General features: G+C 61.3%; 21 protein-coding genes and 1 tRNA gene. 14 read left to right on the forward strand and 8 right to left on the reverse strand.

Annotated elements, in window-relative coordinates:
* Nucleotides 1-168: 168 nt before the first annotated feature.
* Nucleotides 169-1,167, forward strand: coding sequence for a sugar phosphate isomerase/epimerase (locus WJU23_RS19120; RefSeq protein WP_346334220.1), 999 nt, complete (start codon nt 169-171; stop codon nt 1,165-1,167).
* Nucleotides 1,168-1,436: 269 nt separating this feature from the next.
* Nucleotides 1,437-1,510, forward strand: a tRNA-Arg gene (locus tag WJU23_RS19125).
* Nucleotides 1,511-1,533: 23 nt separating this feature from the next.
* Here the strand turns inward: WJU23_RS19125 and WJU23_RS19130 are convergent.
* Nucleotides 1,534-2,196: a HupE/UreJ family protein gene (locus WJU23_RS19130; RefSeq protein ID WP_346334221.1), complete on the reverse strand. Its 663-nt coding sequence runs from the start codon at nt 2,194-2,196 to the stop codon at nt 1,534-1,536.
* A 99-nt stretch (nt 2,197-2,295) separates the two neighbouring features.
* Here WJU23_RS19130 and radC point away from each other — a divergent pair, with 99 nt between their 5' ends.
* The 5 genes from radC (at nt 2,296) to WJU23_RS19155 (ending at nt 5,184) form a co-directional block, all read left to right on the forward strand.
* The gene (gene radC / locus WJU23_RS19135) at nt 2,296-2,991 is read left to right on the forward strand and encodes a DNA repair protein RadC (RefSeq protein ID WP_346334222.1); all 696 of its coding nucleotides are present in this window, start codon (nt 2,296-2,298) and stop codon (nt 2,989-2,991) included.
* A 101-nt stretch (nt 2,992-3,092) separates the two neighbouring features.
* Nucleotides 3,093-3,662, forward strand: coding sequence for an aminodeoxychorismate/anthranilate synthase component II (locus WJU23_RS19140; RefSeq protein ID WP_346334223.1), 570 nt, complete (start codon nt 3,093-3,095; stop codon nt 3,660-3,662).
* 111 nt (nt 3,663-3,773) lie between these two features.
* Nucleotides 3,774-4,460, forward strand: a complete 687-nt coding sequence (locus WJU23_RS19145; RefSeq protein ID WP_346334224.1) for a hypothetical protein — start codon at nt 3,774-3,776, stop codon at nt 4,458-4,460.
* A gap of 67 nt (nt 4,461-4,527) precedes the next feature.
* Nucleotides 4,528-4,785 (forward strand): type II toxin-antitoxin system VapB family antitoxin, encoded by a 258-nt coding sequence (locus WJU23_RS19150; protein WP_346334225.1) that lies wholly within the window; start codon nt 4,528-4,530, stop codon nt 4,783-4,785.
* Nucleotides 4,786-4,788: 3 nt separating this feature from the next.
* The gene (locus WJU23_RS19155) at nt 4,789-5,184 is read left to right on the forward strand and encodes a PIN domain-containing protein (RefSeq protein WP_346334226.1); all 396 of its coding nucleotides are present in this window, start codon (nt 4,789-4,791) and stop codon (nt 5,182-5,184) included.
* 11 nt (nt 5,185-5,195) lie between these two features.
* On the opposite strand, the gene WJU23_RS19160 is transcribed toward WJU23_RS19155, so the two are convergent.
* On the reverse strand, nt 5,196-9,182 hold the full coding sequence (locus tag WJU23_RS19160) for a PQQ-binding-like beta-propeller repeat protein (protein ID WP_346334227.1): 3,987 nt from the start codon (nt 9,180-9,182) through the stop codon (nt 5,196-5,198).
* A 673-nt stretch (nt 9,183-9,855) separates the two neighbouring features.
* Between WJU23_RS19160 and WJU23_RS19165 the strand changes: the two genes are divergently transcribed.
* The 5 genes from WJU23_RS19165 (at nt 9,856) to WJU23_RS19185 (ending at nt 17,662) form a co-directional block, all read left to right on the forward strand.
* On the forward strand, nt 9,856-11,511 hold the full coding sequence (locus WJU23_RS19165; protein WP_346334228.1) for a hypothetical protein: 1,656 nt from the start codon (nt 9,856-9,858) through the stop codon (nt 11,509-11,511).
* Nucleotides 11,512-11,857: 346 nt separating this feature from the next.
* Nucleotides 11,858-12,571, forward strand: a complete 714-nt coding sequence (locus WJU23_RS19170; RefSeq protein WP_346334229.1) for a 3D domain-containing protein — start codon at nt 11,858-11,860, stop codon at nt 12,569-12,571.
* A gap of 131 nt (nt 12,572-12,702) precedes the next feature.
* Entirely contained in the window at nt 12,703-13,992 is a 1,290-nt protein-coding gene (locus WJU23_RS19175; protein WP_346334230.1) for an efflux RND transporter periplasmic adaptor subunit, read from the forward strand.
* 24 nt (nt 13,993-14,016) lie between these two features.
* Nucleotides 14,017-17,157: a multidrug efflux RND transporter permease subunit gene (locus tag WJU23_RS19180; protein WP_346334231.1), complete on the forward strand. Its 3,141-nt coding sequence runs from the start codon at nt 14,017-14,019 to the stop codon at nt 17,155-17,157.
* A 16-nt stretch (nt 17,158-17,173) separates the two neighbouring features.
* Complete coding sequence (locus WJU23_RS19185; RefSeq protein ID WP_346334232.1) at nt 17,174-17,662, forward strand: hypothetical protein; 489 nt, start codon at nt 17,174-17,176, stop codon at nt 17,660-17,662.
* A 131-nt stretch (nt 17,663-17,793) separates the two neighbouring features.
* On the opposite strand, the gene WJU23_RS19190 is transcribed toward WJU23_RS19185, so the two are convergent.
* The 5 genes from WJU23_RS19190 to WJU23_RS19210 all read right to left on the reverse strand — a co-directional run bounded on the left by WJU23_RS19190 (nt 17,794) and on the right by WJU23_RS19210 (nt 20,603).
* Entirely contained in the window at nt 17,794-18,135 is a 342-nt protein-coding gene (locus WJU23_RS19190; RefSeq protein ID WP_346334233.1) for a type II toxin-antitoxin system RelE/ParE family toxin, read from the reverse strand.
* Nucleotides 18,105-18,311: a hypothetical protein gene (locus tag WJU23_RS19195; RefSeq protein WP_346334234.1), complete on the reverse strand. Its 207-nt coding sequence runs from the start codon at nt 18,309-18,311 to the stop codon at nt 18,105-18,107. Before WJU23_RS19195 ends, WJU23_RS19190 begins: the two co-directional genes overlap by 31 nt.
* Before the next feature lie 63 nt (nt 18,312-18,374).
* Nucleotides 18,375-19,319 (reverse strand): methionyl-tRNA formyltransferase, encoded by a 945-nt coding sequence (gene fmt, locus WJU23_RS19200; protein ID WP_346334235.1) that lies wholly within the window; start codon nt 19,317-19,319, stop codon nt 18,375-18,377.
* Between the two features lie 9 nt (nt 19,320-19,328).
* On the reverse strand, nt 19,329-19,958 hold the full coding sequence (locus tag WJU23_RS19205; protein ID WP_346334236.1) for a nucleoside monophosphate kinase: 630 nt from the start codon (nt 19,956-19,958) through the stop codon (nt 19,329-19,331).
* Nucleotides 19,959-20,141: 183 nt separating this feature from the next.
* Nucleotides 20,142-20,603 carry a hypothetical protein gene (locus WJU23_RS19210; RefSeq protein ID WP_346334237.1) on the reverse strand — a complete coding sequence of 154 codons (462 nt, stop codon included), beginning with the start codon at nt 20,601-20,603 and terminating at the stop codon, nt 20,142-20,144.
* A 273-nt stretch (nt 20,604-20,876) separates the two neighbouring features.
* On the opposite strand from WJU23_RS19210, the gene ccsA reads away from it, so the two are divergent.
* Both ccsA and hemA read left to right on the forward strand, forming a co-directional pair.
* Nucleotides 20,877-21,653 (forward strand): cytochrome c biogenesis protein CcsA, encoded by a 777-nt coding sequence (ccsA, locus tag WJU23_RS19215; protein ID WP_346334238.1) that lies wholly within the window; start codon nt 20,877-20,879, stop codon nt 21,651-21,653.
* A gap of 2 nt (nt 21,654-21,655) precedes the next feature.
* Complete coding sequence (hemA, locus tag WJU23_RS19220; protein WP_346334239.1) at nt 21,656-22,735, forward strand: glutamyl-tRNA reductase; 1,080 nt, start codon at nt 21,656-21,658, stop codon at nt 22,733-22,735.
* Between the two features lie 24 nt (nt 22,736-22,759).
* Here the strand turns inward: hemA and WJU23_RS19225 are convergent, their stop codons facing one another.
* Nucleotides 22,760-23,650, reverse strand: a complete 891-nt coding sequence (locus WJU23_RS19225; RefSeq protein WP_346334240.1) for a diacylglycerol kinase family protein — start codon at nt 23,648-23,650, stop codon at nt 22,760-22,762.
* Nucleotides 23,651-23,656: the final 6 nt, after the last annotated feature.

Raw genomic sequence — 23,656 nt, forward strand, 5'->3', positions numbered from 1 at the left:
GCCCGCTGGGAAGCCCATTTACGCACCGGGCACTATCGGGAATGCACATGCTGAAAGCGACTGCGGGTGACATTTTGATTGCCAATCCCCCCTGGCTAAAGACAATCGCCCCACGTCGGTTGATCCGACCCCGATTCCTAACCACGAAAACCGAACCTGACAATTCCTATGGGCAGACCCGTCACACTCTTCACCGGCCAGTGGGCCGACCTCTCCTTTGACACCATGCTGCAGAAGGCCAAGGCCTTTGGTTACGACGGCGTGGAGCTCGCCTGCTGGGGCGACCACTTTGAAGTGGCCAAGGCCGACCAGGCCTACTGCGATGCCAAACGCGCCGCATTGAAAGAAGCCGGCCTCCAGTGCCATGCCATCTCCACCCACCTCGTCGGCCAGGCAGTGTGTGACAACATTGACCCCCGCCACGCCCAGATCCTGCCCGCCCACATCTATGGCGACGGCGATCCTGAAGGCGTGCGCCAGCGTGCTGCCGAGGAGATCATCAAAACCGCCCACGCCGCCAAGCGCTTCGGCGTGAGCGTGGTGAACGGCTTTACCGGCAGCTCCATCTGGCACTTGGTGTATTCCTTCCCGCCGAACCTGCCCGGCCAGATTGACGCCGGCTATGCCGACTTCGCCAAACGCTGGATCCCCATCTTTGACGAGTTTCAGAAACTCGGCGTGCGCTTCGCCCTCGAAGTCCACCCGACTGAGATCGCCTTCGACATCGCCAGTGCCGAGCGTGCCCTCCAGGCCGTGGATTACCATCCCGCCTTTGGCTTCAATTATGACCCGAGCCACTTCGGCTACCAGGGCGTGGACTATGTGAAGTTCCTGTACAAATTCAGCGACCGCATCTATCACGTGCACATGAAGGACGTGGCCTGGAACCTGGGCGTGGACGCCGGCGTCTTTGGCGGTCATGTGGACTTCCACAAACCGAGCCGCTACTGGGACTTCAAGTCCGTGGGCCGTGGTAACATCAACTTTGAAAAGATCATCCGCGCGCTGAACGACATCGAATACGGCGGCCCGCTGAGCGTCGAGTGGGAAGACGGCGCCATGGACCGCGAATTCGGCGCCACCGAATCCGCCGCCTACGTCAAGAAGCTCGACTTCCCGCCCTCGAAGATCATCTTCGATGCGCAGTTTGCTGAGAACAGCAAGTGAGGCTGGGGTAGATGCAATCCCGGGAGGCGCAGCAGGCCTCCCGGGGTGCTTATCCAGTAATATTGAATAGGGTCAGAGCAAAGCCGTTCAGCAGGCCGGGGGCGGCTTGCACTTCCTCCCCCATCAGCGGGCTCATCCAGCTTCCGCCGCCCGCATCGGCCAGGCGCGTGTCCTGCCAGAAATCAAGAAGCGCCTTCCATCGCCCGCACCTCGAAAAGTAAGTTGCAAAACTTGTGGAACAAACGTAGGCCATTCCAAACCAAGAAAAAGCGCCCGTAGCTCAGTGGATTAGAGCACCGGATTTCTAATCCGATGGTCGCTGGTTCGAATCCAGCCGGGCGCGCTTTTGGTGATGTGGGCGACTTATCACCAGCGGGTCCAGGCCCAGTGCAGGCCAGAGAGGGCGATGAGGGTGAGGGCGGGCAGGCTGATACGGGCACGGTACCAGGCCTTCTGCCACCAGGGGCTGAAAACGATGACCAGCCCGGCGATGAGGACCAGCTGGCCGAGCTCCACGCCGATATTGAAGCCAAACAGGGCGGCCAGAGGGCTGCGGCGGATGTTTTCTGCCTGGGCTAGGCTGTGGGCAAAGGCGAGGCCGTGGATGCTGCCGAAAATCAGGATCATCAGCGGCCGCCAGCGCTCCAGACGGCCGGCATAAAGCCCCTCCAGGGCGAGGAGGGCGATGCTGAGGCCGACGCCAATTTCCACCCAGCGGCTGGGCACCTGCAGGCCGGTGAAAATGACGAGGCCGAGCATGAGGGAATGGGCCAGGGTGAAGAGGGTGGTCTGGACGAGCAGGACGGGAAGGGTGCGGGAGAGGAAAAAGAGGCCGAGGATGAAGGCCATGTGGTCCATGCCGTCCGGCAGGATGTGGCGGAAGCCGGAGGTCAGCTCCTGGCCGAAGATGTCCAGATCGAAAGGGCTGCTGCTGCCAGTCGCGAGGGCCAGTGTGCCGGGCAGGATCTCCTGCACCCCGAGCACGATGAGCACAGGGAGGATCAGCAGGGCATGAAGGGTTTTCAGCATTCGGAGCGGCAGGGCAGGCGCAGCTTTAACGGCAGAAAAGGGGCAGTCTCATGCATTTTTTACTTTTCAGGGGGCGGGCATCCGTCTTTTTAAGTGGGAATGAGCCATCGCATTCATGATCTACCTGAGGATGACCGCCCACGTGAGCGCCTGCTGCGGCTGGGGCCGGGCGTGCTGACGGATGCGGAACTGCTGGCCATCTTTATCAATACAGGGGTGAAGGGGGAGAATGCCATCCAGGTGGCGCAACGGCTGCTGCGGGAGGTGGGCACGCTGCGGCAGCTCTCCCGCACAAGCCCGGCGGAGCTGGCCTCCAGCCGAGCACTGGGCCCGGCGAAGGCGGCGCACCTGGCGGCGGCGTTTGAGATCGGCAAGCGGGCGGAGCGGGAGTGGGCGCGGGAGGTGCCGATGAATGCGCCGGAGCTGATTTATAAATACCTGGCGGCAGAAATGCAGTGCCTGGCGCATGAATCCGTGCGGGTGCTGCTGGTGAATACGCGCCTGCATTTGCAGCGGGATGAGGAGCTGTTTCGCGGCACGGTGAATGAATCCGTGGCGCACCCGCGGGACATCCTGCAGGTGGCGGTGGTGCATAAGGCATTCGGCTTTGCCCTGGTGCACAATCATCCGTCCGGGGACCCGAGTCCGAGCGCGGCGGACAAGACGCTGACCCGGCGGCTGAAAGAGGGGGCGGAGATCCTGGGGCTGAACTTTGTGGACCATGTCATCATCGGCCTGCCGGGGGAGCACCGGGGCCAGCCGTACTTCAGCTTCCGCGAAAACGGCATGATCTGACAAAGAATGGTAGGGACGCGCTGCGCCGCGTCCGACTTTGCAGGATCTGACGGTGGCCGCAGCTTGCATTTCTGGGCCGGGCGCGGATGGTCCGGGCAGCCATGCTTTTGATCATCGACAATTACGACTCCTTCACCTACAACCTCGTCCAGTACTTTGGCGAGATGGGGGCGCAGATGGAGATTCATCGCAATGACCAGATCACCCTGGAGGAGATCGCGAAGATGAAACCGGACCACATCTGTGTTTCCCCCGGCCCCTGCACGCCGAAGGAGGCGGGCATCAGCTGTGATGTCATCCGCACCTTTGGGCAGAGCACGCCGGTCCTGGGCGTGTGCCTGGGGCACCAGAGCATCGGCCATGTCTTCGGCGGGGAGGTGGTGCGGGCCGGGCGGCTGATGCACGGAAAAACCTCCGTCATCAAACACACGGGCCAGTCCGTCTTCAAGGATCTGCCGCAGCCCTTCACCGCCACGCGGTATCATTCTTTGTTAGTCAAGCGGGACACGCTGCCAGACTGCCTGGAGATCACCGCCGTGGCCGGGGATGACGAGAGCGAGATCATGGGGTTGAAGCATAAGGAGCTGCCCATCCACGGCGTCCAGTTCCACCCCGAATCCATCCTGACGCAAGAGGGCAAAAAGCTGCTGAAAAACTTTCTGGAAATGTAGGCGCGGGGGGCCGCTGGGCCACGCCTCAACGAACACTGGACAGCAGGTTTCCAAAGTCTCTGTCCGGCCTGCTCGCCCGGTCCATCTCCTGCTCTCCTCCCCTGCCCCACCATGACCTATTTTCTCACCTTCCTGGCGGGTTTCATCTGCGGCACGGCCACCTGGCTGCTGTGGATGGCCTTCCGGTTCATCACGGATGTGAAGGCGGTGCGCGCGGAGGTGGCGGACTATTTAAACACGGCCGAATCGCCGAAGGACATCGAGGCGCGCAAGGCGGTGGAGGCCTGCAAGAACCGGCTGCGCTGGCAGAAAAAGGTGAACCCGGAGTGGCTGCCGCCGCTGGTGGATGAGGTGCCGCGCCTGGTGCGGGAGATCGCCCGCATCTACCATCCGCAGCATCCGGACCCGCTGCTGGCGCCGGGCCTCAGCCAGTTCACCCGCGCGGTGCATCTGGGTGCCATGGACATCTCGGATTTCCTGCAGACGCGCTCCATCGGCCGGCTGGTGGATGTGAGCGCCAGCACCGCGCTGAAGACCTGGGAGATGACCCACAAGATCGCCAACCATGAGGCGATGCAGACGGCGGGCCGCTGGTACCGCCGCCTGCTGCCCGTGTGGCAGGTGGTGAAATACAAATCCCCCATGGTGTGGGCCGGTGTGGCCGTCTCCAACGTCGCCGCGCGCACCCTACAACCCGCCATTGTGGACATCCTGGCGCGCCGCACGATTGATCTCTACAGCGGCCGCATCGGCCAGAGCCAGCCTGTCGTGATCCCTGAGGTGCTGCTGCCGGAATAACCGAAAGAGTGGAAGAAATGTAAAATAAAAGTTGTCGTATGGGTCATATGCCCGTATTTATGGCCATATGAAAACAACCATCGAAATAGACGAGGAAAAATTGGGCAGTATCATGAGGATGACCGGCATCAGCACCATGAAAGAAGCCGTGGACTGGGCATTGAATGAGGCTGTCAGAATCGCCACCATCAACCACATCATGGAAAACCCCTGGTCACCCGAGGAAGCCCGGAATGCCGTGGATCCTGACTATGACATCATCGCCATCCGGAACAGCTCCGTGCCGGTTAAATATCAAAAGAAACCCCGGGCCAAATCGAAATAAGCCATGGAAATCCTCCTTGATTCCGCCGTTTACATTGGGCTGATGAGAGCCGGTAAAGACCCTCGTCATGTCCTTGGCCCCTACCTTCGTGCGGGCAGTCTCTACAGTTGTGGGGTGGTCCGCGCGGAGGTCTTGCGCGGGACCAAGGAACCCAAGCGGTATGAGCAAATGGAACAGTTCTTCGACATCATCCCAGAGGTCCCCACGGACCCGCGCCTGTGGCGGCACGTGAGCCAAATCGGCTGGGATCTCGGGCGCAAGGGCAAGTGGCCGCCGGTGACGGACATCACCATCGCCGCCTGCGCCATGCGCGCCCGGCTCACGCTGATCTCCCCGGACGGGCACTTTGATGATGTGGAAGGGCTGAAGCTTCTCAAGGAGCTGCCGGAGTCGCTTTGATTGTTAGGCCATCAATCCTTGCCAAAGCACTGCAAACGGCCGTCCACGGTGCTGACGTACACGCGGCCGCTGGCTACGGTGATGCCGTCCCACACGGGCGGGCTGGTGATCTCCAGGCCGGCGCTCTGCTCTCCGGTCTCCACGTTCACGGCCCACATCTTGGCTCCGCGCTCGCCATTGAGGGCGGCGTCCTGCTCGGCGAGTTCCTTCAGGATCTCCGGGTCGCGGGCGGCCAGGCGCTCGAAGGCGTACTCTTCATCAATCGTATCCGGCGGGCCGCTGACGAAGAGGGTCTTGCCAGCCAGGGCCATGCTGCGGGCCACGATGGGGACAAAGCGGTCCCAGGTGTGCTTGACGTAGCTGCCGGCCTTGGCCCCGCCCGCCGCGCCTTTGAACCACAATGCGGCGCCGACCTTTCCCTTGCCCGTTTCCACCCCGGCACCGACACCGTGAAGGTCATTGCCGGAGCTGTCGCGGGAGTCGCCATTGTCAAAGTTGATGGCCAGCACGGCATCCGCCGGGCGTGTGTCCGGCGCGGCAAAGCGGGCCTCCACTTCACCTGCGCTGAGCGCTTTCCGATACAGGGCCACCTGGTCCAGCAGGCCGCTGTAGGGACCTGCATCGCCCTCCGCCGCGCCTTTGCCATTGCCTAACAACAAGGGGTTTTTAGGACGTGAGGCCACCAGGTCCGGCGCGCTGCCCTGGGAGACCAGCTTGCCATCCAGATACAGGCTCATGCTTTTGTCCTCCGCCAGCGTGGCGGCGATGTGGTGCCAGCCTTCTGTCAGGATCTCCGGAGAAACAATGCTGCTGACCTTGCCGCTGCTGCGGACATGAAACTGGGGTTTCTTTTCCCGGATGTCCAGCACCACGCCCTGAAGCGGGCCGCCATGATGCAGCACTGTGCCGCTGTCCTTGTCCGGCAGGATCCAGGCCTCAATGCTGAGGGCGGTCTTGGTGGGATCCAGCAGGTCCGCATCGGGAAACAGCACACTGCCGGGAATGGGCTGGCCCTTGGCTACGGCGGTTCCTTTGGCCGCGCCTTTCTTCCCCTTGCCTTTGCCATCGCCCTTGGTGCCTTTTTTGGCCTTTGCCAGAGGCTCCGGCTGCTTGGCTAGAGGCTGGCCATCCGGGCCCAGCACCACGGAGTTACCTTTACGCTCGGTGGTGGCGGTTTCCGTGTCGTAGGCCTCCTCCGGCGGCGCTTTGGGCGTGGAGAACAGGGTGTGCTCCATTGTCGTGGTCCATTTGTAATACTGGGCCTCGCGGCCATAGGAATAGACGTTCTTGTCATCGTGTACCAGGATGCGCCCGGCAGGGGCAAATTTGCCCGCCTGAAAGTACCCGCCGTGACCGCCGGCAAAGCTCTTTCCATAGACCCAGTAGCTGCGGTGGAAGTTGGAATCGTCCAGGAAGCCCATGGGGGCAAAGAGATGCTGGCCCTCGCCTTTGTGCGCGCCGCCCTGTTTGTCAAAGTCGCCGCTCACGGGGCCGATCTCCACGCGCTTGCCATCCGTGCCGATCTTCTGCGTGCGCAGGTACGTCCACTTGCCGTCGCTGCTCAGAATGTCATTGGAGGCCACCGGCATTTGCAGGGTCTTGTGCCGGTCGTTCAGGTCACCGCCGGTTTCGGGATCGCGGTCATCGTAGTGTTCTTTGACTTTGATCTCCCCCGTCTTCGCATCCAGGCGGTAGAACCACAGGCCGCTGTCCAGGAAGCAGGAGCGCCCGGCCACAAAACTGACCAGGCCGTTTTCCACCAGCACGCTTCCGTGGATGGGCCACACGCTTTCCATCTGCTCCCACGCGGCGTGTGACAGGCGGCTCACCGCGCCCTGAAACTTCCACAGCAAAGCGCCGTCTTTGGCGCGCAGACAATAGACATAACCATCTTTGCCGCCAAAATACACGCGGCCTTTCCAATACGAGGGCGGCGAGTCAATGCGGCCGCCGGCGATGTAGTGCCAGGCTTCTTTGCCCATGGCGGAATCAAAGGCATGCAGCGTGTGCCTGTCCACCTCTGCCACATAGGTCAGCCCGGCGGCGCTGGAGGTGGTGCTCAGCGGCGGCGTCAGTTTCACCTCCCAGGCCATGCCGAGATCCTTTTTCAAATCCTGGCTGGACGAACCGCTGCGGGCATTGTCAGCACGATAGGTGGGCCAGTCCAGATTTGTGGCGTCCACCTCCTCCACCGTTTCAGCATAAGCAGCACCTTTGGTTAGGCGCTGCGCATCCGGCGTGGCCGGGGGCATGGGGTAACGCGGCTCAGAGGCCATCACGGCCATGCCGTCCAGCTTCGCCTCAGGATAGCAGGCGCAATTGTGCGGCCCGGCATAGGTCAGGCCGTTGGCGGGCATCACCCCATACAGGCAGGCTCCGCGCACCCAGTGGTTGAGATCCCAGTGCTCCTTCTCCATGTCCACATACTCAATGCCGGTGCGGGAGGGCATCAGGAACTTCTCCGTGGCCTTGGCTTGGTAGCAGCGGTGATGGAACCAGTAGGTGCCCTCCGGCACATCGGGATAGAATTGTTTCTTCACCTCGCCCGTCAGCGGATCGCGCCCGGTGTATTCGCCGCTCTGGTTGCCGCTGAGGGTGCCTGCATTCCACACCAGGCCCTGGGCCACGATGAGGTCCTCCAGGCTGCGGTAGCCGCTTTTCTCATGGCTGGCGGTCCACATGTCCTTGCCCGTATCCGCATTCACGCCCTTCATGCTGCCATCGCCGCCGGCGTAAAGGATGACGTCATTGTGCAGGAGCACCCGGGGGGCAAAGTTAAACTCATACAGCTTGCGACGCTCCGCCGGTGTATCGGCAAACAGCGTCTTGCCCGTCTTTGCATCCAGACAGGCCAGGCCGTCGCCGTTGTAATAAACGATGCGTTTGTCATCCAGGCACAGCGTCACCGGGGCGATGCGGTCTTCCGTTTTCCAAAGGGTCTTGCCCGTCTCCGCCTCGATGGCGAAGAGATTGCGCGGCTTGCCATCCCAGTTGAACTCCGTCTCCACGCGCTTCTGGTCGCTCTGCGCCTTGACGGCAAATTCCTCATTCAGCCGCCAGGGCTCCTGATTGGCCAGGGCATAGAGCGTGCCGTTGTTGACGATGATCTCCTCTGTGCCAGCCGTCTCCGGATACTCGCGGATCACCTCACCCGTTGCCGCATCCAGGCAGGACACCGGCGCGGCGATGCCCAGGGTCACATACACCTTGTCCCCCACAGAGACGAGGCGGCGGGTCAGCTGCGTGGGGCCGGACTTCAGCGGCCACAGGTGTGTGCTCCACTGCGGGATGGGTTTTTTCCAAAGCACCGTGCCATTAAAAGCATCCCGCGCGATGAGCATGAACTTCGCCGGCATGAGGATGGAGATGCGGCTGCCTTCATCCATGATGTAAAAAATGCGCCCGCCGGAGGAAACCTTGGCGCTCACTGAGCTCATGCGATCGTGGTGACGGCTCCAGCGCGGATTCCCCACCCACTGCATGCGCGTGGGCGGGCCCACCAGCATGTCCTTGGAGGTGGTGTTGCCCTTGGAGTCATAGGCGTAGTGCGTCCATTCATCCATGCCCTTCGGCCAGGGTTTCACTGTCTTCTCCCACTGGCCGCCCTTCTTCACCAGCGCCACGCCCAGGGGAGTCAAAACACGGTCCATTTCCTCCTTCGTCACCGCCCCGTCCTCCACCACCAGCAGGTTCACAAAGTTCTCAATGTAAGGCAGGTGCTTGCCGTCCCAGGCCTCAATGGCCACCTGGCCATACTGACCGGCGGCATGGATGCCCTCCCGGATCTTGTCCACCGCCGCCGCGTCCTGGGTCAGTCCCTGGACCTGATAGCGCTCATTGGCCCGCAGTGCCGCCGTCAGCTTCCCGTCCCCGCAGCCCACATGGACGACAATGCCGCCCTTTACGCCGGATTGCTGAAGCACATCAGCCGCCTCATCCGCCCGCAAAGGAGCGCTGAGGCCGAGAACAAGCAGGAGGAAAGGCAGGGAGCGGATCATAAAATGCACTGGATGGCCCACTGAAACGAAGCCGCTGGAATGAAATTTCGGCGAATGTGAGGTGGGGGTGTCGGGACGGCATGAAAGTGTAGCGGCGGACTTGACAAGTCCGGCTCCTTGAAACGCGAAATGTCACAGAGAGACGCAGTGCATTCGAACGCCGCCTGGCTGCTATTAGCCAATGCTGGACATTGACGAGAAATGGGGCAGGTTAGTAGACGGCGCACAGCCTTTTCCAACTCAGGCAAGACAGGTCATGCCCTCAAATTCTGGCCCTCCCGCGATACTTGGTTGGCACACGGGCAGTGCTTTCTGGGTTTGCAACCGGTTGCATAAATAGCTTGCATTTCAGCTCCAAAGCCTATTTATGCCATTTTATTCCCTAACTTACTTTTAATGGCCAAGACAACAGTTTCCCGGGCAAAAGCTTCCGCCAAGCAGCGGCGCGCAAGTGCGCGTGCAGGCCAGGTAGGGACAGCCTGCAAGGCGAATACTGCGGCAGCCAAGAGCCGTCTGCAACAGACGGACGAAAAGGCCTGTATCTCTGAGGTGATGCAATTCATGCGCTCGCTGGCAGCTCATCAGAACCGGTCCCGCATGACCGTGCTGCGGGTGCGCTAAGCTGCATAGAGCGGTGAAGTGCGGCAGTTCAATACCCAGCCAGTAAACATTAATGCCAGAGTATTCAGCCCGACTGGCCCAAGCTGCTTCCTGCAAAGTACGGGATCTACGCAGGCCGAAGAGCTTTTTTGATCTGCTGAGGAAGGAGTTTGGACAGACGGCCTCCCTCTCCACACCACTGCACCGGGTGTGCTCCCTGGCCCGCCGTCTGGGAGTGACCACGGTAGTCATTGAGGAACTGGAAAAGGCCGGTGAGATCACCGAGGAGAATGAAGATCTGTCCAAACTAAAGGTCTGGCATGGCGGTCCGCCGGTTTTGCGCATCAGTTTTTTCAGCCAGCCTTTTTCTGAGCCCGCTGATATCCCGAATCAGCCCCAGACCTCTTTTATCGGTTATGCTCTGTGGAAATGTGACTACACCACCAGGAGCCAGCGAAAAGCCTCAGGACGCGTGTATGAAGCGGTGATGCCTCCACCTGACCACGCTTACATCCACATTCGAGGCGGGGTAAGTTGGCGCTGCCGCGTGCAGGACCATTTCTTCACGGCCCATGGATACCCCTTTTTCCAACAGAATGCGCTGACCAATGTCTGCTCCCACGCCGCATTACGCACCATCGCTGCTTGCTTCAGCCCGGAGGACCAAGTGCTGACCTTCCGGCAGATGAATGACATGCTGGCAAAGCAGCCGGAGGACATTTCCAACGGCCTGCTGACCCACGAAATAGCCAGTCTGCTGGAGACAACAGGGGCGGAAATCTCCGTTTATGCTTACAATGACCTGGCTCTGCCCGTGAACAAAGTACCGTACCAGAGGCTGGCCTACGGAAGCCTGGAATCCGGCTATCCGGCCATGCTCATCTTTGGAGATTCCACTCTGCGCGAAACTGCGGAAACGGAAATGTTTCTTCACGCCGTTCCCGTCTTCGGTCACACCTTCAATCCGGACATGTGGCTGCCGCATGTGGAGCGCGCGCGCTTTAACCTGGGCCGCACACTGGGCTTCATCCCCAGTGATTTCTGGCTGGGTTCTCTGATCGGGCATGATGACAATTTCGGTCCGCATTACAGCATCCCACGGCATTATCTGCGCAGCATGCGCTCAGCCGCCATGGAGCACCCTCAGAGCATGTCCACAGAGGGGGTGGCCTGGCTGCTGACCACGCTGCCCAAGGGGGTAAGGCTGCGCAGCGTGGAGGCGGAACCCATCTGCACAAGCGTACTGCAACTGCGCACTCAGGAACTCAAAAAACATCAGGAAATATGGACAAAGCGCCTGCTGGAAAACTTGGCGGAACGCCAGCTTGTACTGCGTTCCCTGCTTCTGACCAAGGACCAATATGAGAAGCACCTGAAAAGCATCGAAGGCTGGGATGAGAAGGAAAAGCTGAGCCCGGAAAACATCCAGGCGATTTTGGACACCATCCCGCTAGACCTATTTTGGATGGTGGAGATTTCCCTGCTGGAACTCTTCCCCACTAACCGTCGCAAGGTGGGAGAAATGATCATTGATCCGCGTGAGCCGGGGGCGAAAATGACCCATGTGCAGGTGGAGAAATCCGGACTGGGCCTGCGCCTGCCTGGGCAGTGGACCTCCTGGCCGCAGGACGGGGTGCGGCGAGCCCGGCCCCTGCCACTGACGCTGACCAGCCACTGCCCCCTCTATGGTTGCGAACAGGCTGAAAAGGAAGCCATCCCTCAGATCTGATTGGTCATCACGGGTCCTTCCCTTCCTCCGCAGCCAGAAAAGCCACCGCTGACCCCAAGAAAAAAGGCCTGGCAAGACATAACGAGGATTGGGGAGGGCTTCGATGCTCAAATAATGCGCAGGTCTTTGCCATCCTGCGCTCCGGCAAACCTTCTGATGCGCAAGACCGGCGTTCGCCAAAAGAAACCGCCGACTGAATAACACCCACCTTCTCGGGGTCCTCCTACCTCTAGTCCTCTAGTGATGCCGCGACCTACAACTGCGATTAAATTAATGGATATTATGGTTTTTATATTGAAAAAGATCAGGCGCTTCGCTAAATTGTCTGGAAATCATTAATATTATCATGAATGCACAACGCTTCCTTTGCTGGTCCTTCACCACTGCGTTGACGGTTTCCTCACTGACTTCCTGCGCGCTGCCCTTGGAGACCCTGGGCTGGGCCAATGCTAAGCCGAAACCGAAGGCCGGGGCACCGCTTCAGGCCGGAGTGCGTTATGAGGTGCGCAAGGCGCTGGCTGCCGGGGTGCCCTTCCGACCGCAGGAGATGAAGCGCTATTACTTTGTCATGGAGACGCCCCGCCCGCCCATGCTGGCCGCCGCCCAGACCCCGGGGAAACGCATGACCGTCCGCACCACCGCCTACTGCCATGATGAGGATGACCACATCGCCTACGGGGTGAAGAACGCCATCGGCACGCCATTGAAATTCGGCTCCGTGCGCAGTGCAGCCGCAGACTGGTCCCGCTACCCGGTAGGCACACGCTTCCGCATCGCCGGGCAGCCGGATGTGGTCTATGAAGTGGATGACTACGGCAGCGCCTTGGTGGGCACCGGCACCATTGACCTTTACAAGCCCACCCAGGGCCAGATGAATGACTGGGGCGTGCGCCATGTGGACATCGAGGTGCTGCAGTGGGGCTCCTACCAGCGCAGCATGGACATCATGCGCGACCGCACCCGCTGGCCGCATGTCCGCCGCATGGTGGAGGACATCGAGACCAAGGTTTACCAGGTCACGCGGGATTCCATCAAGGCGCCGATGACGGCCTCCTTGTAAAATCCACCTGCGCACCACCTCGCTATTTTCCCCCTGCCAGCCGTGAAAAAAAGGGCCGGGAGACGGAATAGACACGTTTTAAAGATGAGAACGACTGGCATTTGGAATGGCCGGTGCTCTCATCATCATTTATGAACGCCATCAAGAGCCTGCCTTCGTCACTGTGGATTCCTGGGGCGCTGACAGGCCTCCTGTTCATCACGGCCTGCAAGCCCGCCGCACCGCCTGCGCCCCCGGCACCGCCGCCACCGGCCGTCATCGTTGCCCAGGTCACGCAGAAAACGGTTCCCATCTATGTGGAAAACGTCGGCCAGACCCAGGCGGCGGAGACGGTGGAGATCCGCGCCCGGGTGACCGGTTTCATTACGGATGCGCCCTTCAAAGAAGGCAGCCTGGTAAAAAAAGGCGACCTGCTTTTCAAGATAGACCCGCGTGCCTATGAGGCCGTGGTGGACCAGTCCATGGCGAATGTGGCCAAGGCCGAGGCCAGTGTGGAGCGCGCCCGGGCGGACGTCGTCCGGCTGGCTCCGCTCGTCGCCTCCAGTGCCATCTCCAAGCAGGAAAGCGACAATGCCGCCACCACCGCCAAGGTTGCCGAGGCAGATCTCCTGGCCGCCAAGGCCGCCCTGGCCACAGCGGAACTGAACCTCAGCTACGCCACCATGACGGCCCCCTTTGACGGCATGATCGGCGCCCGCAATGTGGATGTGGGCAACTACGTCGGCAGCAGTGCGGAAAACTCCCTGCTGGCCACCATCTCCACCACCAGCCCCATGCGCGTGACCTTCAATGTGGCGGAGCAAAATTACCTGCGCTTCCAGCGGCGGTTCATGGGGGATGAAGTGGCGCAGGAGGAGCACAGCGCCAAAATGGAGTTTGAGCTCATCCTCAGCGACGGCTCCGTTTACGAGCACAAAGGCATCTTTGAATTTGCCGATCGCGCCCTGGATCCCCGCACGGGCACTTTGAAGATTGAGGTCAGCTTTCCCAACGATGAATACCTGCTGCGCCCCGGCCAGTTTGCCCGCGTCCGCGCCAAGCCGGAAGAGCGTCCGGACGCCCTGCTGGTGCCGCAGCGCGCCGTCACCGAGACCCAAAGCCTGCAATCTGTGCTCATCGTGGGAGAGGGGAACAAAGTGGAGCAACGGGCCGTGAAGACGGAGGGCCGCTACGAGGACTTCTTCATCGTCGCCAGTGGTGTCAAGGCCGGGGAGACCGTCATCATCGAAGGCGTCCAAAAAGCCCGCCCCGGCATGGTGGTCAATCCCAAGACCGAGAGCGAAGCCGCCCCTGAAGAAAAGGGTGAATCCAAGCCCGCTGCCGAGGTGAAGCCACCCGGTGAAACGAATCCTCCTGCCGAAGCAAAGCCGGCAGGGGATGCAAAGTCCCCTTCCCCCGCTCCCGGCCCTGCCGCCCAGTAACCCCTGACCGGACACCTGAACGCCATGGCTCATTTTTTCATCAAACGCCGGGTCTTTGCGATGGTGCTGTCCATCCTCATCGTCCTGGTGGGCTGGCTGGGCCTCACCGGCCTGCCAATCGCCCGGTATCCCACCATGACGCCGCCGACCATCCAGGTCACCGCCGTCTATCCCGGCGCCAGCGCCCAGGTGGTGGAGGAGACCGTCACCTCCCCGCTGGAGCAGGAGATCAACGGGGCCGAGGACATGCTCTACATGTCCAGCGGCAGCACCAGCGACGGCCAGTGTTCCATTAAGGTCACCTTCCGGGTGGGAAAAAACATTGATGACGCCGCCGTGGACGTGCAGAACCGCGTGGCCCGGGCCCAGTCCCGACTGCCAGCGGATGTGGTGAAAAACGGCATCACCGTCACCAAGCAGTCGCCGGACATGCTGCTGGTCTTTGCCATCAGCTCGGAGAATGGCGAATACGATGACCTCTTCCTCAACAACTACGCCTTTCTCAACCTCCAGCCGCAGATGAACCGCGTGCCGGGCGTCGGCGCAGTGAACATTTTCACCCAGAAGGACTACTCCATGCGCGTCTGGCTGCAGCCGGACAAGCTGGCCAATCTGGGCCTGACCGCCACCGATGTCACCCAGGCCCTGCAAGAGCAGAATATCCAGGCAGCCGCCGGGCAGATCGGTGCACCACCCGCCACGGACGGCACCGAGTTCCAGTTCTCCGTCAATGTCCGTGGCCGCCTGGTGAATGCGGAGGAGTTTGGCAGCATCGTCCTCACCACCCTTCCGGACGGCACCGTCGTGCGCCTGCGGGATGTGGCCCGCACAGAACTGGGCGGGAAGGACTACGCCAGCTTTGGTCGCATCAATGGCGCCCCCGCCGCGCTGGTGGGCATCTTCCAGCTTCCCACGGCCAATGCACTGGACACCGCCATTGCCTGCCGCGAGCGCATGGAGGAGCTGTCCAAAAGCTTCCCGCCCGGCATGGTGGCGAAGGTCAGCTTTGACACCACCCTCTTTGTCACCGCCTCCCTGGAGGAGGTGATGCATACGCTGGCGGAGGCCTTCATCCTCGTCGTCCTCGTGGTCTTCATCTTCCTGGGGAACTGGCGCGCCACCTTCATCCCCATGCTGGCCGTGCCCGTCTCCCTCATCGGCACCTTTGCCCTCTTCGGCGTCCTCGGTTTCACCATCAATACCCTCACCCTCTTCGCCCTCGTCCTGGCCATCGGCATCGTCGTGGATGATGCCATCGTGGTGGTGGAGGCCGTGGAGCACCACATTGAGCACGGCCTCAGTCCGCTGGAGGCCACGCAAAAGGCCATGACGGAGGTTTCCGGCCCCGTCATCGCCATCGCCCTTGTCCTGTGCTCCGTCTTTGTCCCGGTTTCCTTCATGGGGGGCATCACGGGAAAGCTGTACCAGCAGTTTGCCATGACGTTGTCCGTCTCCGTGCTCATCTCCGCCCTGGTGGCCCTCTCCCTCACGCCCGCCCTCTGCGTGATGCTTCTGCGCCCGCGCAAAACTAACAAGGGACCGCTGGGCCGCGGCCTGGACTGGTTTAACCGCACCTTCGAGCGCCTAACCGGAAGTTATGTCAAAATCTGCCGCTGGATGATGCGCTATGCAGTCATTACCGCCGTGCTTCTGCTGGGCATTTATGCCGGCATCTTTGGCCTGCTGGCGCGGCTGCCCACCTCCTTCCTGCCGGATGAGGACATGGGCTATATGTTTGTCATCACCACCCTGCCGGACGGAGCCTCCCAGCAGCGCACGGACCGGGTGCTGCGCAAAGTGGAAACCATCCTGCAGGAGACGCCCGGCGTGCGCGATGTCATCACCATCGGCGGGCTGAACCTGCTCAGCGGCGCCCGCAGTTCCAGCGCCGGCGTCTGCATCGTCTCCCTGCATGACTGGAAGGACCGCACCGACCCCGCTCAGCAGATCCCCCAGCTTGTGCCCGCCCTCTTTGGCAAACTCAGCCAGATTCCTGAGGCAATGATCATCCCCACAGCCCCGCCGCCCATCCAGGGCCTGGGCAATGCCGGCGGGGTGCAGTTTGAGCTTCAGGACCGCAGCGGCGGCACGCCGGAGCAGCTCCAGGTCGTGGCGGATGACTTCATCGCCGCCGCCTCCCAGCATCCCCAACTGGCCCGTGTTTTCAGCTTTTACAGCACCCGCGTCCCGCAGACCTTTGTGGAGCTGGACCGCGATAAAATCAAAACCCTCGGCATCCCCCTGGACGGCGTCTTTTCCTCCCTCCAGGCCTACCTGGGCGGCATCTATGTGAACGACCTCACCCTCTTTGGCCGCAGCTTCCAGGTCAAGGTGCAGGCCGAGCCCGAGTACCGCATGAAGCCGGAGGACATCTACGGCATCTTCACCCGCAATGCCGAAGGCGGCATGGTCCCCTTCAGCACCTTTGCCAAAGTGGACACCGTTACCGGCTCCGACCTCCTGCCGCATTACAACGTCTATCGCACCGCCGAGATCAGCGCAACCGGCAATCCCGGCATCAGCTCCGGCCAGGTCATCACCGCCATGGAGGAGCTGGCCGCCAAGCACCTGCCAGAAGGCTTCGGCTATGAGTGGACCGGCACTGCCCTCCAGGAAAAAGAGTCCGGCGGCCAGCAGACCACCATCTTCGGACTCGCCCTGCTCTTCGTCTTCCTGGTCCTGGCCGCCCAGTATGAGAGCTGGGCCGTGCCCTTTGCCGTCATCTTTGGTCTGCCCATCGGCATCTTCGGTGCCTTTGCCGCCGCCTGGCTGCGCGGACTAACCAACGATGTGTACGTGCAGATCGGCCTCGTCATGCTGCTCGGCCTCGCTGCCAAGAACGCCATCCTCATTGTCGAGTTCGCCCGCACCCGCCGTGAGCAGGGCATGGACATCCGCGAAGCCGCACTGGAAGGCGCCAGGCTCCGCCTCCGCCCCATCGTCATGACCTCCCTCGCCTTCATTCTCGGCGTCGTCCCCCTCGTCATCTCCACCGGTGCCGGGGCCGCCAGCCGCCAGAGCCTTGGCACCGCCGTCTGCTTCGGCATGGCCGCCGCCACCGTCATCGGCGTCTTCTTCATCCCCTGGCTCTATGTCGTCGTCCAGACCGTCGCCGAAAAAATCACCGGTTCTCCAAAGGTGGAGGAAGCGGTGGAGAAAAAATGAGTCAGGCTTGCTTCCCATGAAACCACTGCAACGCTCCCTTTTCCTCATTGCAATGGCACTCGCTTCTTGTGCGCCGCAGTATGCCCGAATGACTCGTTATCAGGTTGACGAGCCTTATGGCTTAGCCAAACAAAAACTCATGGGCTTTCATCAATCTCAAGAGCGGTCCTTCACTCTCCTGCAAGACAAAATCAGCACCCAAGACATCGAGACTCGACCAGCTGGCGAAATGAAGTTTGTCACTAACCGGTGGGCGTTTGATACTGGTACGACGCCCCAGTATGCAGTCACCTTAACGGCCCAAGGCCAGGATTCCATGGTGGTAGCCAAGGAACTTCCTTCTCCCCGAGAAATTTATGATGGCGCACGGGCGATATCAGGAAACCAGCTTGGCGATCTGGCCGCCCTCGACCGCTGGATTCAAATCAATATGAAGGTAAAGAGTAGAACGGTGGGGGAGGACAAAGAAAGCCCACCCATCTATACTCTGCAAATAAGTCCCTAGAGCTCCTCTCTCTTGTTCAGGTGTCACTGATGACGGGCATGGTTCAGCTTTTCGTTTATCCTGGCAATGTACAGAAGGTCTTCGGCGAACATACCTATTCTCCGCGAGATGCAGTTTGGCCTGCGGCGTCACTACAGCCCGCCCATTTGACCTAAATCCACCTCATCGCGGTGACTATGCCAGAAGCGCAGGATGTGGACGATGTTTTCTGCGGCGTTGACCCGGTATATGATTTTATAGCTGCCTTTGAAGACCAGGAGTTCCCGGGTTTCGGGCAATATGGCGACACGTACAAGACGACCACTTTGAGCACGCAAAAGAGATGACAGCTCCCGCTCAGCGGTTTCCATGAGATTGCGAACGTATTGTTCACCCCGTTCTGGTTCACCCTTCAGGGACCAGTAATCGTCAATCTCGTAGAGATCATTAAGCGCCGAATCAGTCAGGCGGACATGGAACGACGTTGAGCCCATTTTTGTTCCAGCAGTTTTTTTGCTTCGGCCAGGGGACGCTCACGTCCGCTTCGGACATCCTCCTCTGCGGCTGCGACGTCACGCAGCAGGCGGGCATCTTCATGAAGCTCGCGCCATACCTCTGCCTCCTCCGGCAGGTCAGCCAGCCAGGACAGGGTTTGCTGTTTGGTGCTCATGACAGACAGGGTATCATCCGGACACTCTGAGCGCAACCGTGCGGTCATACCTCAAAAAAAAGCTCACCCCAAAACCACGCCCGTCTCCACGCCTTTGCCGCGCAGGAAGTCGGCGGCGGGGAGGCGTTTGCCGCCTTCGGACTGGACTTCTTCGAGGCTCAGGAGGCCCTCGCCGCAGGCGATGATGAGGCCGGTCTTGGGGTCGCTGGAGACGACGGTGCCGGGGGCGGGGCAGGCTTCGGCGTCGGGGATGACTCGGGCGCGGTGGACTTTTAGGGGCACGGGTTTGTCGGTGCCGGGCAGCAGGGTGAAGGTGCCGGGCCAGGGGTTATAAGCGCGGATGAGCAGTTCCAGCTCGCGTGCGCTTTTTGTCCAGTCCAGGCGGCCGTCTTCGCGCTTCAATTTGCCGCAGTGGCTGGCGAACTGGTTTTCCTGCGCCTTGCGGGGGGCGGGGCCGGAATCTATGAGATCCAGCGCCTCCTCCAGGCTGGCTGGGGCGGCCAGGGCCAGCTTGTCATGCAGGGTGCCGCCGGTGTCGGTGGGATCAATGGTCACCCGGTCCATTAGGAGGATGTCGCCAGTGTCCAAGCCTTCATCCATGTGCATGATGGTGACGCCGGTCTGCTCATCCCCCGCCCGTATGGCGGCCTGGATGGGGGATGCCCCGCGATATTTGGGCAGCAGAGAGGCGTGGATGTTCAGGCAGGCCAGCTTGGGCACGTCCAGCACCTCGCGAGACAGGATCTGCCCGTAGGCCACCACCACGACCACATCGGCATTGAAAGCTTTCAGTTCTTCCACGGCGTTGCGAATTTTCACGGGCTGGATGACGGGGATGCCGGCGGCCAGGGCGCGCACCTTCACCAGCGGCGGGGTGAGCACCAGCTTGCGACCGGCTGGCTTGTCCGGCTGCGTGACGACGCCCACCACCTGGTGCTTGGGCGTGTAGAGAAGCCATTCCAGCGAGGGCAGGCCGATGTACCCGGTGCCGATAAAAAGGATGCGCATGGCCCTTCTTTAAATCTTCATCTGCTCAATGTCACGCCAGGCCTGCAGCGTCATCACGCCTTCCAGGATGTCGTAAAGCACCTTGGCCGGGGGCTGGCTGGCATCGATCTCCTTGATGCGGTCGCCTTTGTAATATTCCAGGATAGGCTTGGTCTCCGCCTCATACGTGGCGAAGCGCTGCTGGATGACGCTCTCATTGGCATCGTCAAAACGGTTGTCCTTCAGCGCGCGTTTGCGCAGCCGCCGCGCCAGCTCCGTGCGGTCCGGGCAGGACAGGTGAAAGACCTTCAGCACCTCGATGTCCTCCTCCATGAACTTTGCCTGGTCAATGTTGCGCGGAATGCCGTCGAGCACCAGGAAATCAATCTCCGGCTTGAAGAGATGGCCGTCCACGCGCTGGTTGATGTTAGCGCGCCAGAGCTGCACCGTCACGTCATCCGGCACCAGCTCCCCCCGGCTGGAGTATTGCACAAACTTCTGTCCCAGCGGCGTGCGGGTATCCAGGGAGCGGAAGACATCGCCACAGGCCAGATGATGAAAACGCGGGATGGAGCCGAGCACCTTTCCCTGCGTTCCCTTGCCGCTGCCTGGAGCGCCGAGGATAAGAAGGGTGCGATAACGGGGGTTGGATTCAGCCATGGGAGAAAAAGACTAGCACGTTGCAGGATCGTCACAAGCCAAGGCTTGAGGCGACTTTTGAGCTTATTGTCATCGCCCTGGCCAGGGTGCGGTCCGCGCCTTTCATCCCCGTGCGGCAGCACCAGCAAAGCACTGGCTGCCAGTCTGCCAGATAGGTCAGGCCCAGCGCAGCTCGATGAAGGCTCAAGGGTTGGGGCGCGTCGGGATAGACGGCCCTGTGCTGGGAAGGGCAGATCCGCCGCGCATATTGGGCGGAGGCACACCTGTGTTCGGGGTGATGACGCCGTTATTGTTGGTGGCGGCAGGCACACCGGTATCGGGTGTGTAGGCTCCATTGGGGCCGTTTATCGGGGCTACGCCGTTATTGGGGGTAAGCGTACCGTTGGCATTCGGCACCACCACGGGTTGCGTGCTCAGCGCGGCGATGGGCGCAAATTCATTGAGGTTCAACAGGCCGTCATTGTCCACATCCAGCTGGGAAAAGAGCAGGGCAGGATTGGCCAGGAGCTGGTTGGCCTGCTGTGTGATGGCCAGAGCCTGTTGCGGTTGCTGCTGGGCCGGCGTGGCAGGCGTCATCGTCTGGGCGGCGGCCATGACCGGGACCAGGGCCGCCAGGGCCAGGAATTTCAGGGGGGGAAGTTTCATAATAGGGGGCGCGGTTCGCGCGGCTGGAGTTGTCTCAGCGCGTTGATTCAAGCAGGCAGTCTTTCACCTTTGATTCGCCCCCCATCCGGACAATGGCTGTGCCTTTCCACCGGGGAGACACCGGGCACCCGTTTTCGCATCCCTTCACCAGGAATGCATCGGCGGAATGTTTCTGAAACGCCCGGGCGCAAATTCTGCCGCTCAGAGACGTATGTATCCTTCGCAGTTGCACAGCGGCCCTGCCGCCGCGAAACTGTCCCCCCACCCTAAACCATGACCTCTGACCGGATCGCGCTCCTCCTGTCCACTTTCGCCTTTCTGGCGGCGGTGTTTCCGGCTTTGCGGGCACTCAAGACCGGTGACTGGCGGCGCGGGCTGGTGCAAAAGGTCATCATGGCCATCGGCTTCCTCCTGCAGACGGAGGCCATTTACCTGCGCGGCCAGGTCGTGGGCCAGTGCCCCATGAAGAGCGTCTCCGACATCCTGGTCTTCATCGCCTGGAGCGTAGTGCTGCTTTATTTCCTGGTGGGCACCACCTACCGCGTTTCTCTCCTCGGCATGTTCACCGCGCCCCTGGTGGTGGCCATGCACGTCCTGGCCTTTGCCGTGCCGGATGCCTTTCCTGCATATGCGGCCAAAGGTGCCATTGATCCCTGGGTGGAGCTGCACGCCGCGCTCGCCCTGATTGCCTACGCCGCCTTTGCCCTGGCCTGTGTCACGGGCGTCATGTACCTTTTGCAAGAGCGGTTTTTGAAAAAGCACCTCATCGGCGGCCTGTTTTACCAGCTTCCCCCCATCCAGGGCCTGGCCAAGGCCATCCAGCGCCAGGTTTTCCTCGGCGTCCTGCTGCTGACCGCCAGCCTGGCCATCACCTTCAAGCTGGATACACCCATCACGAATCCCAAACTCATCATCGCCTGGGGCGTGTGGGGTCTTTATGCCATCATGGGCTTCACCATCTGGCGGCACACCCTTTCCCCCCGCCAGACGGCCCGTCTGGCCGCCCTGGGATTCATCATCCCCTTCGTCTCCCTCTGGCTGGTGACCTGACCATGATTGTCCCACCCTCCATTAGCGAGCATCTGGTCTGCCTGGGCCTGAACTACCGCACCACTCCCGTGGAGGTGCGGGAGCGCGTGGCCTTCCCCGAATCCAAGGTGCCGGATGCCGTCCAGGAGATCCGCCAGCTTCCCGGATTCGAAGAAAGCGTCGTGCTCAGTACCTGCAACCGCGTGGAGCTATACGCCACCCATTCCCTGAGTGATCCTCTCCAAGCTCACGATACCCTTGTGGACTACCTCGTCCGCCGCTTTGAGCTGCCCCCGGAGCAGGCCGAGGCCCTGGTCACCTACCGGCTGCGCTCGGATGAAGCCGCCCGCCACCTCTTCCGCGTCGTCAGCGGCCTGGACAGCATGGTCCTGGGCGAGACGGAGATCTTCGGCCAAGTCAAGCAGGCTTACAAAGTAGCTTTGGAAACCGGCAGCACTGGCCGTGCGCTGAACAAGCTCTTCCAGCAGGCTTTCACCGTGGGCAAAAAAGTCCGCCACGACACCACTATCCAGCGCGGCTCCACCAGCGTCGGCTCAGTGGCTGTGGACCTGGCGGAAAAAGTCCACGACCTGAAACAGTGCCGTGTCATGCTCGTCGGCGCTGGCGAAATGAGCCGCACCTGCGCCCAGAGCCTGCTTTCACGTGGAGCCCAGAGCATCATCGTCTCCAATCGCAGCTACGACCGCGCCGTCGAGCTGGCCACCGAGATGAAGGGCCGGGCCATGAAATTTGACGAATGGGAGCACGCCCTGCATGAGGTGGACGTCATCATCTCCAGCACCAGCGCGCCGCACTTTGTCATCAAGCCGGAGCTCATTGACCAGGTCATGCGCAAGCGCCGCTGGGATCCCCTGCTCATCATTGACATCGCCGTCCCACGCGACGTGGACCCCGCCGTCAACGAGATCGAAGGCGTGTATCTCTACGACATTGACGCCCTCCAGGCCATCGCCGACGACGGCCGCCGCGAGCGTGAGCGCCAGCTCAGCGCCTGCGAGCGCATTATCGAAGACCATTTAGAGAAATACGGCTTCACCAATCCCGCCTCCCCTTTGGCCGCCAGCAGCCACGTCGCCGTCTGAGCTGTCCGGTAGGACGCCCCTCTTTTACCCCGCCACCTGCATCTTAAACGGGGCCGGTTTGAAAACCACCGGCGTGCCAAAACCTGCCAGCTCGCCATCCACCTCCAATGGAGCCTCCGGATCTGCCGTAACGGTAAACTCCCGCAACTGCACATAATCCAGATCCTCTGCGGGTTCATACCCGCCTTCCAGGATGCCGCGCAGCATTTGGGCGAACTCCCAGCCGCCCAGGCCGCGGAACACCAGCACATCCAGAAGTCCGTCCTGGTTGCAGGCCTTCGGGAACACCGCCACCGGCCCGCCGTAGTGCTTGCCAGCCCCGATGAGGACCACGGAGCCATGCATCGCCGGGCGGCCCTCCACCGTCACCGTCAGCACGGGCGGCTTGCGCGTCAGCACCTGCATCGCGGACATGACGTAACTGAGTGGGCCGAAGCGCTTCTTGCTCTCCCAGGTCGTCTCCTGAATGATCTCCGCATCAAAACCCACACCGGCCAGTTGTACAAAATACTGGTCATTGGCCATCCACAGATCCACCTCCTTCAGCCGGCCGCTGGAAATCTGCGCCCAGCAGGCGGCGATGTCCTGGCTGGGCAGCCCCAGCTCCAGGGAAAACACATTCATCGTCCCCAACGGCAGCACACCCAAAGCGGTGTGTTTCTCCCCCGGCGCTCGCTCCGCATTCACCCGGCAGATGCCTTGCAGCACCTCGTTCATGGTACCATCCCCACCCGCCGCCACGATGAGCGTATGCCCTTCGCGGGCCAGCTTTTCAGCGATCTCCGTGGCCTGTCCGGGGCTCTCCGTCACCACCAGCTCCGGTTCAGGGGTCAGCGCTCGCAGCACCTTCTCACGGGCGGCCGCATGCGTACTGCGCGCGGCGGGATTCAGAATGACGGGGATTCTAGCAGGCATGAGGGC

This window comes from Prosthecobacter sp. SYSU 5D2, assembly GCF_039655865.1.
Lineage (GTDB): Bacteria > Verrucomicrobiota > Verrucomicrobiia > Verrucomicrobiales > Verrucomicrobiaceae > Prosthecobacter.

Excerpts from the sequence above, each read along its gene's own strand:
- WJU23_RS19120 (WP_346334220.1), top strand. The coding sequence starts at position 169 with ATGGGCAGACCCGTCACACTCTTCACCGGCCAGTGGGCCGACCTCTCC.
- WJU23_RS19130 (WP_346334221.1), bottom strand. The coding sequence starts at position 2,196 with ATGCTGAAAACCCTTCATGCCCTGCTGATCCTCCCTGTGCTCATCGTG.
- radC (WP_346334222.1), top strand. The coding sequence starts at position 2,296 with ATGAGCCATCGCATTCATGATCTACCTGAGGATGACCGCCCACGTGAG.
- WJU23_RS19140 (WP_346334223.1), top strand. The coding sequence starts at position 3,093 with ATGCTTTTGATCATCGACAATTACGACTCCTTCACCTACAACCTCGTC.
- WJU23_RS19145 (WP_346334224.1), top strand. The coding sequence starts at position 3,774 with ATGACCTATTTTCTCACCTTCCTGGCGGGTTTCATCTGCGGCACGGCC.
- WJU23_RS19150 (WP_346334225.1), top strand. The coding sequence starts at position 4,528 with ATGAAAACAACCATCGAAATAGACGAGGAAAAATTGGGCAGTATCATG.
- WJU23_RS19155 (WP_346334226.1), top strand. The coding sequence starts at position 4,789 with ATGGAAATCCTCCTTGATTCCGCCGTTTACATTGGGCTGATGAGAGCC.
- WJU23_RS19160 (WP_346334227.1), bottom strand. The coding sequence starts at position 9,182 with ATGATCCGCTCCCTGCCTTTCCTCCTGCTTGTTCTCGGCCTCAGCGCT.
- WJU23_RS19165 (WP_346334228.1), top strand. The coding sequence starts at position 9,856 with ATGCCAGAGTATTCAGCCCGACTGGCCCAAGCTGCTTCCTGCAAAGTA.
- WJU23_RS19170 (WP_346334229.1), top strand. The coding sequence starts at position 11,858 with ATGAATGCACAACGCTTCCTTTGCTGGTCCTTCACCACTGCGTTGACG.
- WJU23_RS19175 (WP_346334230.1), top strand. The coding sequence starts at position 12,703 with ATGAACGCCATCAAGAGCCTGCCTTCGTCACTGTGGATTCCTGGGGCG.
- WJU23_RS19180 (WP_346334231.1), top strand. The coding sequence starts at position 14,017 with ATGGCTCATTTTTTCATCAAACGCCGGGTCTTTGCGATGGTGCTGTCC.
- WJU23_RS19185 (WP_346334232.1), top strand. The coding sequence starts at position 17,174 with ATGAAACCACTGCAACGCTCCCTTTTCCTCATTGCAATGGCACTCGCT.
- WJU23_RS19190 (WP_346334233.1), bottom strand. The coding sequence starts at position 18,135 with ATGGGCTCAACGTCGTTCCATGTCCGCCTGACTGATTCGGCGCTTAAT.
- WJU23_RS19195 (WP_346334234.1), bottom strand. The coding sequence starts at position 18,311 with ATGAGCACCAAACAGCAAACCCTGTCCTGGCTGGCTGACCTGCCGGAG.
- fmt (WP_346334235.1), bottom strand. The coding sequence starts at position 19,319 with ATGCGCATCCTTTTTATCGGCACCGGGTACATCGGCCTGCCCTCGCTG.
- WJU23_RS19205 (WP_346334236.1), bottom strand. The coding sequence starts at position 19,958 with ATGGCTGAATCCAACCCCCGTTATCGCACCCTTCTTATCCTCGGCGCT.
- WJU23_RS19210 (WP_346334237.1), bottom strand. The coding sequence starts at position 20,603 with ATGAAACTTCCCCCCCTGAAATTCCTGGCCCTGGCGGCCCTGGTCCCG.
- ccsA (WP_346334238.1), top strand. The coding sequence starts at position 20,877 with ATGACCTCTGACCGGATCGCGCTCCTCCTGTCCACTTTCGCCTTTCTG.
- hemA (WP_346334239.1), top strand. The coding sequence starts at position 21,656 with ATGATTGTCCCACCCTCCATTAGCGAGCATCTGGTCTGCCTGGGCCTG.
- WJU23_RS19225 (WP_346334240.1), bottom strand. The coding sequence starts at position 23,650 with ATGCCTGCTAGAATCCCCGTCATTCTGAATCCCGCCGCGCGCAGTACG.